Raw genomic sequence first — 13,393 nt, forward strand, 5'->3', positions numbered from 1 at the left:
GATGTACACCGCCAAGGGACAGCTGGACCGCACGGCACTGATCAAGCAGTACCAGCCACTGGTGCGCCGACTGGCCCACCACATGATGGCGAAGTTGCCGCCCAGCATCGAAGTGGACGACCTGATCCAGGTGGGCCTGATCGGGCTGTCCGAGGCGTTGTCGCGCTACGAGGCGTCCCAAGGCGTGCAGTTCGAGACCTTTGCCACCCAACGCATCCGGGGCGCCATGCTCGACGAGTTGCGCGAGAACGACTGGATGTCGCGTGGTTCGCGCAAGAGCCAGAAGGAAATCGAGGAGGCGCTGCGTCGACTCGAACACCGACTGGGTCGTACCCCGCTGGAGTCCGAGATCGCGAGCGAACTGGGCATGTCGCTGCCGGAATACCAGAGCCTGCTGAGCAAGGTGCGCGGCACCCAGTTGGTGTATCTGGAGGACATGTCTGGCAGCCATGACGATGACGACTCCTACCTGGATCGGCATGTGGCCGACAATGACGCCGACCCATTGCACATGCTGCGCGACCAGCGCCTGCGCCAGGCCCTGGTGGATGCCATCAAGCAACTGCCTGAACGTGAGCAGTACATCATGAGCATGTACTACGAGCAGGACATGAATCTGAAGGAAATTGCTGCGGTACTTGACGTCACGGAATCCCGTGTATGCCAGTTGCACAGCCAGTCCATCGCCAGACTTCGCGCCAAGATGCGTTCCCACTGAAACCGCGGACCCGCTCACGAGGCTATCCGCGGTTGGCAAAAATGGGGAATGCGTTCGCGTTCCCCGTGAACTGAATACACCCCACGCGGCGGTCGACTCCGCTCTGGAAGCCCCCCGACTGTCAACAGGAAAAAAGCACTCCGCGCGAAGGGGCAGGCTCGGCCCGCTCAGGCGCGCAGCACCTGCTCCATTCGACCGGAGGCGCGCGGAACGCCACTGAAGGACACCACAGGGCGTGCGCCTGCCACGGCTGCTCCACCGTACGTGGGCTGTTGGAACGCCGGCACCAAATGGTGCAGCATCATTTCATTCTGAATCTGGCAGCGCGCCAGGGCCTCCCGCAGTATTTGCACACGTTGTGCACAAGCCCGCCAGGCCGGGTTGGGAGCAGTATCCTGCGCAGCTGCGAGCGACTGGCTGCCAGCCAGCACCGCTTCGGTGTGGGCGAGCAGGGCCTGGGTGTCACCGGCCAACAAAGCGCCAAAAGCCAGGTCGAGCGAACACTCGACCTGGCTGAGTTTTTCTTCCAATTCCATGATCACACCTCTGCACCGTTGCCAGCGCACGGGGCGCGACCTACCGCATGGTGCGGTTGAGCATTTCCTGCGCGTTGGAAAGAAGTTTGTCCGCAATCGCTTCCGCGTTCACGGTGTATGTGCCTTGCTGGATGGCGGTCTTGACCGCCTCCACCTTGGCGGAATCCACGTCCGCAGCATCGCCCGCCTCGCCCTTGTCGAGGGTGCGCGCCAATGTGGACACCGACACGGCCACTCCCGCCGATCGGGCGCTCTTGGTGGCCGTGGCGTTGGGCGTCGACGGGGCTTGCGCCCCCGTTTTCTGGGCACCAGACGTCTGCGTCTGGGTGACCAGCGCAGGCAATTCGGAAGGTTGACCTATTTTCATCGCGTTCTCCAAAACCGCTTTCAGAGCGGCCTCGTACGAGAGGTATCGACCACTTGAGCGACAACTTGAGGCCTATTTTCGACGAATTCGGCATCACAGATCAATCCGTACCGTCCGGGTGTCCACCACGACGCCGGACGACACCCGTCCATTGTCCATGCGCACCCGGGCATTTTGTCCCACGACACCGGCGGTCAGCGCCTGCCCCTCGGCCGAAACCTGGAAGCCCGCACCCTGGGCCACAACCCGGACCACTGCCCCTGGCTGGAACACCTGGGCAGGCTTGACCATGGTCCGGCGCAGCGGCTGCCCCGCCACCAGGGATCGGGACGCTATCTGGTCCAGCCACTGGCTGCGCTGGTCCAGGATCGGGTCGGACTCTGCCGCCCAATCCACTTCGGCCTGCACCACATCCTTATCGGAAATCGGAGCGCCGACTGAAACCGGGTTGCGCAGCACCCACGCCAGCCCCGTGGCGCGAACGGTGGCCGGCACCGACACATTCCAGCGCGCCATGCCATCCACGCAACGGACACCGACACGCGTGCGCCCCCACAAACGCGCACCGGGGGGCTGGTAAAACTCCAGATTGCCGCACGGGGCCAGCTTCAGGCGCGCATCGAGCTCGCCAACGCTGACCTCCATCCGCAGCGCGCCATCACGGGCCATGCCGGATTCTCGTACGGCCGACTGCAGCCACTGCAGGGCCTGTCCCTGCAGGTCGGCCGCGCCCTGGGCCACAGCCGAACTGGCGGCCAGGCCCAGCATGGTCGCCAAGGCGGAACGACACACCAGACCAGCAATGAATGAATGCATGGATACCCCCGAAACCATTTGACCTTTGCGCAATTGCTATCCACTATAGGAAAACACACCGGTGTACAGCGCACGAAATGCAGGGGGAATGGCGGGCTATTCCCGCTTTAGAAATTCAGCGCGGTTTCCATAATTGGCGAACATCCTGCTCCCGCGTCCGAAGACAGGGAGCGCTCACGAATCGAGGTGCCACATGTTTGCTCAGCTCACCCAGGGATTGGACTTCCAGTCGAAGGCCTTGGTCGTGCGCGCCGAACGCCAGCGCCTGATCGCCAGCAATATCGCCAACGTTGACACCCCTGGATTCAAGGGGCACGACATTGACTTCAAGGCCGCCATGGCCGACGCGCTGGGCGAAGGCCGCGGCATCCGCCCCACACCGACGGAAACGGCCAACACCAGCGGCAAGACCCATGCCGCCCACCTGCCACTGCAAAGCCGCACGGGCAGCACAGACACCACCCTGGCCTACACCGTCCAGTCGCAGCCAGCGATGGATGGCAACAGTGTGGACCTGGACCGCGAGCGCGCCAGTTTTGTCGACAACGCGGTGCGCTACGAAGCCACACTGCGTTTCATCAACGGGACATCGCGCACCATGTTGAGCGCCATCCAGGGCCAATAGGCGCTGAAAGGAACACCCCATGTCCATGTTTTCCATCTTCAACGTGTCGGGCAGTGCGATCAGCTCGCAGTCCCAGCGCCTCAACGTGGTGGCCTCAAACCTGGCCAACGTGGATGCGGTGGCCGGTCCGGACGGACAGGCCTACAAGGCCCGCCAGGTGGTGTTCGAAACCACCCTCATGGGGGCGGAGTCCGCCGCCGGTGTACGCGTCAGCGGCATTACCGAAAGCAACGAACCCTTCAAGCGCGTGCACAACCCGTCGCACCCGGCGGCCGATGAGGCGGGCTATGTCACCCAGTCCAACGTCAACCCGGTCGAGGAAATGGTGAACATGATCTCGGCATCGCGCTCGTACCAGAACAACGTCGAGGTGATGAACACGGCCAAGTCGCTGCTGCTCAAGACGCTGCAGATGGGCCAATAAATTCAAGGGGATCGCCACCATGTTCATGAGCAACGTCACCGCTACCGTCAACAACAACCAGACCGCCACGGGAAGCGCCGGGGCCAATGCATCCGACGCTGCCGCCTCGCAGGACCGGTTCCTCAAGCTGTTCGTGGCGCAGCTCAAGAACCAGGACCCCATGAACCCCATGGACAATGCCCAGATGACGACCCAGATGGCACAGATCAACACCGTGGCCGGCATCGAGAAGCTCAACACCACCATCACCAGCATGGCCTCCCAGTTCTCCTCCATGCAGGTGCTGCAGGCGACGCCCCTGGTAGGCCACGACGTGCTGCTGCAGTCCAACACCTTGTCGGTCAACAACGGCGTTGCCCGCGGCGCGATCGACCTGGAATCCAGTGCAGAGAAGGTATCGGTGCAGATTCTCGACGGCGCCGGACAGGTGGTCGACACCCTGTCCCTGGGCAGCCAGAACGCCGGCCGCGTTAATTTCGAGTGGAATGCCGCAGCACACCCCGGCATCACCCGCCCCACATTCAAGGTCACCGCAACCCAGGGCAAGCTGGCGGTCAACGCCACTGCCCTGGCCCGCGACACCATCGCCTCCATCGGCGTGGATTCGAGCGGTACCTTGCTGGCGCAGCTCCAGGGCCGCCAAGCCGTACCCTACAGCGCCATCAAAGCTTTCTTCTGATCAATACGACCCGCCAAGGAAACCACCATGAGCTTTCAAACCGGACTCTCTGGACTCAATGCATCAGGCAAAAGCCTGGACGTGATCGGGCACAACATCGCCAATGCCAACACGGTGGGCATGAAAGCCTCCCGCACCGAATTCTCCGACGTGGTGGCTTCGGCCATCGGCCCCAGTGGCGGTGGCGGGGCCGGGGGCTCCGGCATTGGTGTGGCCATTTCCGCCGTATCGCAGCAGTTCTCCCAGGGCAACATCTCGCTCACCGGCAATACCCTGGACCTGGCGGTCAACGGCGGCGGGTTCTTCATGCTGGAAAAGAAAGACGGTACGTTTGCCTACACCCGCGACGGCCAGTTCAAGCTGGACGCGAACGGCGGCATCATCACCAACTCCGGCGCCAAGTTGCGCGGCTACCCCACCGACGTACTGGGCAACCCCACCTCGACCCAGGCAGTCCCGCTGACCCTGCCCACGGGTGCACCTATTCCGGCCCAGGCCACCGCCAACATCACGGCCGAACTCAACCTCGATGCCCGCGCCCAGACGGCGATCAGCACCGTACCCCCGACCCCCATTGCCACCTACGGCACCGCACTGACGGCCTACGACTCGCAGGGCGTGGGTATTCCGGTGAGCCTGTATTTCGTCAAGACCGGCGCCGACACCTGGGACGTGTTCGATTCCAACACCGTCGCTGCCGGCACCACGGCGCTGACCACCAACGCGGCCACCACCGCCACCAGCGTCGCTAACGCGGCCTGGAATGCCATTCCGGCCAATACCGCCGGCGGTGACCTGAAACCCACCCTGACCAGTGCCGGTGCCGGTGCCTACGCCGGCCCCGCGCTTTCACTGGTGGCCTCCGGTGCGTCCTTCAGCATGACCTTCGACACCACCGGCAAGCTCACCAGCCCGCTGACGTCGCCAACCATCAACCTGACCTCGCCCAACCCCAACATCGGCACCTTTGCTGCAACGCTGGATGTCTCCAACGTCAGCCAGTACGGCACCTCCTTCGCGGTGTCGTCGCTGGACCAGGACGGCTACACCGCCGGCAACCTGACCGGTATCTCGATCAACGACAAGGGCGTCATCACCACCCGTTACTCCAACGGCGAAAGCCAGGCCAAGGGCATGGTGGCGCTGGCCGACTTCCGCAATGTGCAGGGTCTGCAGCCCGATGGCGATGGCTGGGTCGAAACCGTCACCTCCGGCATGGCGATCTCGGGCCAACCCGGCAACGGCAACATGGGCGGCATCCGCTCCGGCGCCCTGGAAGACTCCAATGTGGACCTGACCGCCGAACTGGTCAACATGATGACCGCGCAACGCAACTACCAGGCCAACGCCCAGACCATCAAGACCCAGGACCAGGTGATGTCGACCCTGGTGAACCTGCGCTGATCGACGCTAGGAGACCGCAATGGACCGACTGATCTACACCGCAATGACCGGTGCCACGGCGGCAGCCAACCGCCAGTCGGTCATCGCCAACAACCTGGCCAACGTCTCGACCAACGGCTTTCGCCAGCAACTGGCAACCTACCGCGCCGTACCGCTGCGCGGCGAGGGCGCCACCACCCGCGTGTTTGCGCTGGAAGCCAATTCCGGCTACAGCGACCGCCCTGGCGCGGCCATGCGCACCGACCGCAGCATGGACGCCATGGCCATGGGCAATGCCTGGTTCGGCGTACAAGGGCTCGACGGCAACGAGGCCTATACGCGCAACGGCCATTTCGAGGTCAGCACCGATGGCACCATCACCACCGGCAACGGCCTGCCGGTACTCTCCAGCGACGGCGCCACGCTGGTCGCCCCCCCCGGTGCCGCCATCTCGATCGGCCAGGATGGCGTGCTGACCGCGAAGGTCGGCAACCAGCCCGCCAACCCGATCGGCAAGCTCAAGCTGGTGACGCAGGACCCCGAAGATCCGTTCCGCCGCGGTGACGACGGGCTGTTCCGCACCCTCTCCGGCGAACCCGCTGTCAACGATGACAACGCCCGCGTCCAGGTGGGCGTGCTCGAAGGATCGAACGTGAACGCCATCGAGCAGATGGTGGGCATGATCCAGACCGCGCGCCAGTTCGAAGCGCAGATGCGCCTGCTGCAGACCGCCGAATCCAACGACCGCTCCGCCGGGCAGCTGCTCGGCCTGCAAGGCTGACCCTGAAAGGAAACAGCTGTGAACCCCCACGCTCATATCCATTCGCTGCCCCCCGAGGGGGCGCATGCCTCCCTTGAGGCGGCTCTCCAGGAGGCATGACATGATCAATTCCCTGTGGATCTCCAAGACCGGCATGGAAGCCCAGCAGATGCAGCTGGACGTCATCTCGAACAACCTCGCCAACGTCTCGACCAACGGCTTCAAGCGTTCGCAGGCGGTGTTCGAGGACCTGATGTACCAGAACCTGCGCCAGGTCGGCTCCTCCGTGACCGAGCAATCCACCCTGCCCACAGGCCTGCAGATCGGTCTGGGCGTGCGCACCGTGGCCACCAGCCGCACCTTCTCCCAGGGCAACGTGCAGCAATCCACCCGCACGCTGGACGTGGCGATCCAGGGCAACGGCTTCTTCCAGGTCACCATGCCCGACGGCACCATCGGCTACACGCGTGACGGTTCGTTCCAGCTCGACAACCAGGGCCGCATCGTCACCAACAGCGGTCTGGTGGTGGCCGGCGGCATCACCGTGCCGGCCAACGCCACCAGCATCAGCATCGGGCAGGACGGCATCGTCACCGCCCAGGTGCCGGGCACTGTGGCGCCACAAAACATCGGCACCATCACCACGGCCAGCTTCATCAACCCGGCCGGTCTGGAGCCCAAGGGCCAGAACATCTACCAGGAAAGCGCTGCCTCCGGCCAGCCCACCGTGGGCACACCCAACAGCAACGGCCTGGGCATGCTGATGCAGGGCTATGTGGAGACCTCGAACGTCAACGTGGTGCAGGAGCTGGTGTCCATGATCCAGACCCAGCGCGCCTATGAGATGAACTCCAAGGCCGTACAGACTTCGGACCAGATGCTGCAGAAACTCGGCCAGCTCTGAGTGTCGCTATGGAAACGCTAGCTATGTACGCACATTCCACCTGGGCTACAGCCCGATTTGGCCTCTTTCTGTCGGCCGCAGCATTGCTCGGTGCCTGCAGCTCCATGCCGCCGCCGGCCAAGGTCGACTTCGCCGAAGTGCGCCCCCAGCCGGTGATACCGGTGGCCGCACAGCCCCGTCCGGCCACCGGAAGCATCTACAGCAACGCCACCTACCGGCCGGCCTTCGAAGACCGCCGCGCACGGCTGGTGGGTGACACCGTCACCATCAACATCGTCGAGGCCGTGACCGCCAGCCAGGTGACCAGCTCCACCGTGAACCGCAACACCTCGGCCGCCAACACCATCACCACGCCGCCGGTGCCGGGCATCCTGGGGCCAGACCTGAACAACCTGAACATGGCGGTCAAGACCGACAACAACTTCTCGGGCAAGGGTGGCACCGCCGCCACCAACACCTTCACCGGCTCGATCACCGCCACGGTGATGGAAGTGCTGCCCAACGGACACCTGCTGGTAGCCGGCGAGAAGCAGATCGGCGTGAACCAGAATGTGGACGTGATGCGCTTCACCGGCACGGTGGACCCGCGCCAGCTGCAGCCGGGTTCGGTCATCAGCTCGACCCAGGTCGCCAACGTGCGCGTCGAATCCAAAGGCCGGGGTGCCCAGAACGAGGCCCAGACAGTTGGCTGGCTTTCCCGTTTCTTTTTGAGCTTTAACCCGTTCTAAAGTTCTCCAGAATTGTGCCGAGGGGTAGAGGATCCGGTCGGGTCCGCCCCGCTACCGACTCTGCACATGAACACTCGAACCGCTTTCTCCAAGACCCTGGCCCTGGTGCTGGGGTTGGCGGTTTTTGCCGCCATCTCGGGACCGGCCCACGCCGCGCGCATCAAGGAAATCGCCGCCATTGAAGGCGTGCGCTCCAACCAGCTCACCGGCTTTGGCCTGGTGGTCGGCCTGGACGGCACCGGGGACCAGACCACCCAGCTGCCCTACACCTCCCAGGGCCTCGCCAACTACCTGCAGCAACTGGGCATCACCCTCTCGGCCCAGGCGCTGAGCCAGTTGCAGATGAAGAACGTCGCAGCCGTGCTGGTCACCACCCAGTTGCCGGCCTTTGCACGCCCCGGGCAAACCCTGGACGTGAACGTCTCCTCGATGGGCAATGCCAAGTCGCTCAAGGGCGGCACCCTCATCGCCACGCCCCTCAAGGGTGCCGATGGCGAGGTCTACGCGCTGGCCCAGGGCAACCTGATCGTGGCTGGTGCCGGCGCTGCCGCTGGCGGCAGCAAGGTCACCGTGAACCACCTCAGCGTCGGCCGCATCCCGCAGGGGGCGCAGGTTGAGCGATCGGTGCCCACCGCCCTGCAGGAAGGCAATACCGTCAACCTGAGCCTCAATGCCTCGGACTTCCAGATGGCCCGGCGCGTGGCCGAAGCGATCAACCGCAAGTTCGGTCCGGGCTTGGCGCGCGCGCTCGATGGCCGTTCGGTCGAAGTCAAGGCGCCGATGAGCCCCAACGAGCGCGTGGCCTTCATCGCCGAGATGGAAGAGCTGCCGGTGGAGTCGTCCATCGGTGCCGCCAAGGTCATCATCAACTCGCGCACCGGCTCCATCGTGCTCAACCAGGCCGTAACCCTGGGGCCGTGCGCCGTCGCCCACGGCAACCTGTCGATCAGCATTTCGTCCACGCCGGTCGTCAGCCAGCCGGGGCCCCTTTCCGGTGGCCAGACCGTGGTGAGTGAGAAGGCATCCATCGACATCAAGCAGGACAAGGGCAAGCTGATCCAGCTGCCCGCCGCCGCGCAGCTGACCGACGTGGTCAATGCGCTCAATGCACTGGGGGCCAGCCCGCAGGACCTGCTGGCAATCCTTCAGGCCATCAAGTCGGCCGGCGCCCTGAACGCCGAGTTGGAGGTAATCTGACATGGCCCTCGATCCGATCTACGGTCCGATGAACTCCACGGTCAGCACCTATGGTGGTCTGGCTGTCGATGGACGCAACCTCAGCGCCCTGAAGGCCGATGCCAGCAAGGCCACGCCCGAGTCGATCCGCGAAACCGCCAAGCAGTTCGAGTCGCTGTTCATGCGCGAGCTCATCAAGAGCATGCGCGACGCCACGCAGCAGACCGGCATGCTGGAAAACGAGGGCACCAAGCTGGGCACCGACATGTACGACCAGCAGCTGTCCATCGCCATGTCGGGCCAGAAGGGCGGCTTGGGCGAGCTGATCGCCAAGCAGTTGGCGCAGCAGATGGGCGTGGACATGAATGCGGCGGGTGCCGATGGCATTCCCGACACCCTGGCGCTGGGTGCCAGCAACAGCCTCTCCAGCCTGGAGCGCAACGCCAGCGACATCGCCGCCAAGGCACGCAAGCTCAGCTCGGCACTCGATGGTGTGGCGCCCAAGCTCAAGAAGGCGCCGACCGAAACCCAGGCCGACTTCGTGCGCAAGCACTCCGAAATCGCCAACAAGGTCGAGGCCGCCACCGGCATCCCCGCCAGCTTCATGATCGGCCAGGCCGGGCACGAGTCGGGCTGGGGCAAGCACGAGATCAAGCTCAAGAACGGCCAGTCGGCGCACAACCTGTTCGGCATCAAGGCCGGCGCCAGCTGGAAGGGCAAGGTGGCCGAGGTCACGACCACCGAGTATGTGGACGGCGTGGCGCAGAAGAAGGTTGCCAAGTTCCGTGCCTACGGCTCCTATGACGAAGCCTTTGCCGACTACGCCAAGCTCATTTCCGAAAGCCCTCGCTACGAGAAGGTGCGCAGCCAGGGCAAGACAGCCCAGGCCTTCGCCTCGGGTCTGCAGAAGGCCGGCTACGCCACCGACCCCGAGTACGCGGCCAAGCTCAGCCGTGCCATCAACACCACCCTGCACCTGCGCAGGGTGCAGACCTGAGCGGGGTAGGCCATGAGCGTCCTCAATATCGGTACCCGCGCACTGCAGGCCAACCAGGTGGCGCTGCAGACCACCGGCAACAACATTGCCAACGTCAACACGCCCGGCTACTCGCGCCAGAGTGTGGTCATGCGCCAGGTGGAAGGGCAGTACACCGGCGGCGGCTACCTCGGCAAGGGCGTCGACATCCAGACCATCCAGCGCAATTTCAGCGCCTTCCTGACCCGCCAGGCTGCCATGACGACCGCCGTGAGCGCGGGCGACACGGCACGCGCCGACAAGCTGACCCAGCTCGAAGGCATCTTTCCCGGCGGCAAGGACGGGCTGGGCGCGTCGATCACCGACATGCTCAATGCCTTCTCGGACGTGGCCAGCGCACCGACCGACCTGACGGCGCGTACCGTGGCACTGACGCGCATTGACGAGACTGCCTCGCGCATGCGCTCGGCCGCGCAAAGCCTGGACGAACTGCAAAGCGCCGTCAAGCAGGAGCTCAGCCAGAAGGTGGATGCCGTCAACACCCTGGCCCAGGGCATTGCCGAAGTGAATGACGAGATTGCCCGCGCCCTGGGCACCGGCCAGTCTCCCAATGACCTGCTGGACCGGCGCGACCAGCTGGTGCGCGAACTCAACCAGTACGTGCAGACCACATCCATCGCCGCCGACGACGGCACGGTCGGCATCTTCCTGGCCGGCAGCCAGGCCTTGGTGCTGGGCAACACGGCATCCCCGGTATCGCTGGTGGATGACGAATTCGGCGACACCCTCAAGAGCAAGCTGGCCATCACCCAGGGCAACCAGACCATCACGCTGGACGAGAATGCCCTCGGTGGCGGCGAAGTCTCGGGCCTGCTGCGCTTCCAGAACAGCGACCTGATCGAAGGCCGCAACCTGCTCGGGCGCCTGACCCTGGCGATCAGCACCGAGATGAATGCCCAGCACCGCCTGGGGCTGGACCTCGACGGCAATTTCGGTGGCGACCTGTTCACCCCGATCAACATCAATACGCCGCAGAACGTATTGAACGCCGCGGGAAACCAGACCACCGGTTCGCTCACGCTGGCCATCACCGATCCGACCCAGTTCGCGGCATCCGACTACGAAGTCACCTTCAGTTCCACCACCGACGGCACCATCACGCGCAAGTCGGACGGCAAGGTCTACACCTTCCCGCAATCGCCTGCGCCCGCCTCGGGTGCGCTGGCCAATGTCGACGGACTGGACATCTTCGTCTCGGCGGGAGCCACGGCACCCACCACGCCACAACCTGGCGACCGCTTCCTGATCAAGCCGTTTGCCACCTCGGCCAGCAACATCGACAGCGTGTTCTCCACGCCGCGCAACCTGGCCGTGGCCAGCCCCGTGGCCGGACTCATGGGCACTACCAACAAGGGAAGCCTCAAGCTGGTGAGCCTCACGGCATTGACTTCGCCGATGTCGCTGCCCACACCGGTCACCTTCACGTTCACCAGCGCCACCACCTACACCCGCAGCGACACCGGCGCCACCAGCTACACCTACACGCCGGGCCAAGCGATCAACGCCAACGGCACCGGCACCGGCTGGACCTTCACCTTGCAGGGCGCGGCACAGACCGGTGACACCTTCCAGATCATCGACATCAAGGACCCGCTGCAGAACAAGGGCGTGGACTTCCGCCTCAACGCCGGCAACGCCACGGCGCTCACCGCCCTGCGCGACAAGGCCCTGTTCGACCAGGCGCCGTTGACCGATGGTTTCGCCAGCATGATCTCGCAGATCGGCATCCGCACCCAGAGCGCCACCTATGCCTCGCAGGTATCGGGCTCCATTGCCGCCAACGTGGAAAAGGAACGCACCGCGGTCTCGGGTGTGAACCTGGACGAAGAGGCCGCGCGGCTGATCCAGTACCAGCAGGCCTACCAGGCTTCGGCCAAGGTGATCCAGATCGCGCAGAACATCTTCGACACCCTGATCCAAGGCATGACACGCTGAAAGTGAGGTGAACCATGCCCGTGAACAACGCCCGGATGGGCTTCTCCAACGCCTACGACAACGTCGTGCGCACCCTCACCACGCGCCAGAGCCAGCTCGCCACGCTGCAGGAAAACCTGACATCCGGCAAGCGCGTGCTCAAGGCCAGCGACGACCCCACCGCGGCGGCGCAAGCCGAACGCTCGCTCACGCGCCTGGCCCGCATCGCGGCCGACCAGCGTGCACTCGAAGCCCAGAAGAACACCATCTCGGTGGCCGAGAGCACCCTCGGTGACGTGACCGATGCGCTGCAGCGTTTCCGTGAACTGACGGTGAACGCTGGCAGTGCCACCCTCACGGCCTCGGAGCGCAAGACCATCGCCGTGGAACTCACCGGGCTGCGCGAACAGATCCTGTCCTACGCCAACCGCAAGGACAACAACGGCCAACCCTTGTTTGCAGCCCTGGGCAGCGCGCAGAGCCCCTTCTCGGGCCCGCAACCCACCGTACCGGGGCCCGACTACCAATTCCAGGGTTTGCCCGGCGCACCGGCTTCGAGCGAGACCGCCATTCCGGCTGCACTCGATGGCGAAAGCGCCTTCATGCTGCAGACCCAGCGTGACGGCGCCTACAACGTCTCCGTGACCAACTCGCCGGCGGGCTACATCGACCCCAGCCGCACGCTGCAGACCAGCCCGGTCTCGGTCACCAACAACAGCCTGCTCACCGGCCTAGGCTACACGTTGCAGGTGCAGTCGGTGGACACTACCACCACCCCCGGCACCACCGTCGTGAACTACAGCCTCACCGACAGCCTGGGCAATCCGCTGGCCACCACCCCCGCCAGCTACCCCACGGCCAAGTCGCCGGCGACCTTCACCGTGACCGACATCCCCGGCATGAGCCTGGACGTGACGGTGACAGGTACCCCGCTGGTCGGCGACACCATCACCCTCAAGACCAGCCCCAGCATCTTCAGCGTGCTCGACGATGCCATCCGGGACATCGGCGGTGCCGTCAACGGCAATGCCGCTGCCCAGGCCGTGGGCCAGGCGCTGAACAACATCGACATCGGCATGGGCCGCATCAACGCCGTGCGCGGCATCGCTGGCGACCTGCTCAACCGCGCCGACCGCATCGGCAGCAACCAGGAGCTGCGCAGCGTACAGCTCGAAGCCGACCGCTCGCGTGCCGAGGACCTGGACATGATCAAGGGCGTGTCCGACTTCCAGAACCAGCAGACCGGCTACCAGGCGGCGCTGCAGTCGTATGCCCAGGTGCAGAAGCTCTCGCTGTTCAACTTCCTGAGCTGAGAACGCAGGGCAGA

The 13,393-nt window shown here is 64.6% G+C and carries 15 protein-coding genes; 12 read left to right on the forward strand and 3 right to left on the reverse strand.

What is annotated here, in order from left to right:
• Position 1 precedes the first annotated feature (1 nt).
• Positions 2–718, forward strand: coding sequence for an RNA polymerase sigma factor FliA (locus tag RQP54_RS19335; RefSeq protein WP_315680184.1), 717 nt, complete (start codon positions 2–4; stop codon positions 716–718).
• A 167-nt stretch (positions 719–885) separates the two neighbouring features.
• Here RQP54_RS19335 and RQP54_RS19340 read toward each other — a convergent pair whose 3' ends face one another.
• The 3 genes from RQP54_RS19340 to flgA form a co-directional block, all read right to left on the reverse strand.
• Entirely contained in the window at positions 886–1,254 is a 369-nt protein-coding gene (locus RQP54_RS19340) for a hypothetical protein (protein WP_315680186.1), read from the reverse strand.
• Positions 1,255–1,294: 40 nt separating this feature from the next.
• Positions 1,295–1,621: a flagellar biosynthesis anti-sigma factor FlgM gene (gene flgM / locus RQP54_RS19345; protein WP_315680188.1), complete on the reverse strand. Its 327-nt coding sequence runs from the start codon at positions 1,619–1,621 to the stop codon at positions 1,295–1,297.
• 93 nt (positions 1,622–1,714) lie between these two features.
• Entirely contained in the window at positions 1,715–2,437 is a 723-nt protein-coding gene (gene flgA, locus RQP54_RS19350) for a flagellar basal body P-ring formation chaperone FlgA (protein WP_315680189.1), read from the reverse strand.
• 193 nt (positions 2,438–2,630) lie between these two features.
• On the opposite strand from flgA, the gene flgB reads away from it, so the two are divergent.
• From flgB to flgL, 11 genes are all read left to right on the forward strand, one after another.
• A complete protein-coding gene (flgB, locus tag RQP54_RS19355; protein WP_315680191.1) occupies positions 2,631–3,062 on the forward strand; it encodes a flagellar basal body rod protein FlgB in 432 nt (143 codons plus the stop codon).
• A 19-nt stretch (positions 3,063–3,081) separates the two neighbouring features.
• Entirely contained in the window at positions 3,082–3,486 is a 405-nt protein-coding gene (flgC, locus tag RQP54_RS19360; protein ID WP_315680193.1) for a flagellar basal body rod protein FlgC, read from the forward strand.
• 25 nt (positions 3,487–3,511) lie between these two features.
• Positions 3,512–4,165: a flagellar hook assembly protein FlgD gene (locus tag RQP54_RS19365; RefSeq protein WP_315680195.1), complete on the forward strand. Its 654-nt coding sequence runs from the start codon at positions 3,512–3,514 to the stop codon at positions 4,163–4,165.
• A 27-nt stretch (positions 4,166–4,192) separates the two neighbouring features.
• Positions 4,193–5,569 carry a flagellar hook protein FlgE gene (locus RQP54_RS19370; protein ID WP_315680196.1) on the forward strand — a complete coding sequence of 459 codons (1,377 nt, stop codon included), beginning with the start codon at positions 4,193–4,195 and terminating at the stop codon, positions 5,567–5,569.
• A 19-nt stretch (positions 5,570–5,588) separates the two neighbouring features.
• Complete coding sequence (locus tag RQP54_RS19375; protein WP_315680197.1) at positions 5,589–6,329, forward strand: flagellar basal body rod protein FlgF; 741 nt, start codon at positions 5,589–5,591, stop codon at positions 6,327–6,329.
• 100 nt (positions 6,330–6,429) lie between these two features.
• Positions 6,430–7,212: a flagellar basal-body rod protein FlgG gene (gene flgG, locus RQP54_RS19380; protein ID WP_315680198.1), complete on the forward strand. Its 783-nt coding sequence runs from the start codon at positions 6,430–6,432 to the stop codon at positions 7,210–7,212.
• Positions 7,213–7,235: 23 nt separating this feature from the next.
• The gene (locus RQP54_RS19385) at positions 7,236–7,940 is read left to right on the forward strand and encodes a flagellar basal body L-ring protein FlgH (protein ID WP_315680200.1); all 705 of its coding nucleotides are present in this window, start codon (positions 7,236–7,238) and stop codon (positions 7,938–7,940) included.
• 66 nt (positions 7,941–8,006) lie between these two features.
• Positions 8,007–9,137, forward strand: a complete 1,131-nt coding sequence (locus RQP54_RS19390) for a flagellar basal body P-ring protein FlgI (RefSeq protein ID WP_315680202.1) — start codon at positions 8,007–8,009, stop codon at positions 9,135–9,137.
• A 1-nt stretch (position 9,138) separates the two neighbouring features.
• Positions 9,139–10,113, forward strand: coding sequence for a flagellar assembly peptidoglycan hydrolase FlgJ (gene flgJ, locus RQP54_RS19395; RefSeq protein WP_315680203.1), 975 nt, complete (start codon positions 9,139–9,141; stop codon positions 10,111–10,113).
• 12 nt (positions 10,114–10,125) lie between these two features.
• On the forward strand, positions 10,126–12,087 hold the full coding sequence (flgK, locus tag RQP54_RS19400; RefSeq protein WP_315680204.1) for a flagellar hook-associated protein FlgK: 1,962 nt from the start codon (positions 10,126–10,128) through the stop codon (positions 12,085–12,087).
• Positions 12,088–12,101: 14 nt separating this feature from the next.
• Positions 12,102–13,379 carry a flagellar hook-associated protein FlgL gene (flgL, locus tag RQP54_RS19405; RefSeq protein ID WP_315680205.1) on the forward strand — a complete coding sequence of 426 codons (1,278 nt, stop codon included), beginning with the start codon at positions 12,102–12,104 and terminating at the stop codon, positions 13,377–13,379.
• Positions 13,380–13,393 lie beyond the last annotated feature (14 nt).

It is taken from the genome of Curvibacter sp. APW13, from assembly GCF_032337135.1.
Taxonomy (GTDB): domain Bacteria; phylum Pseudomonadota; class Gammaproteobacteria; order Burkholderiales; family Burkholderiaceae_C; genus Allorhodoferax.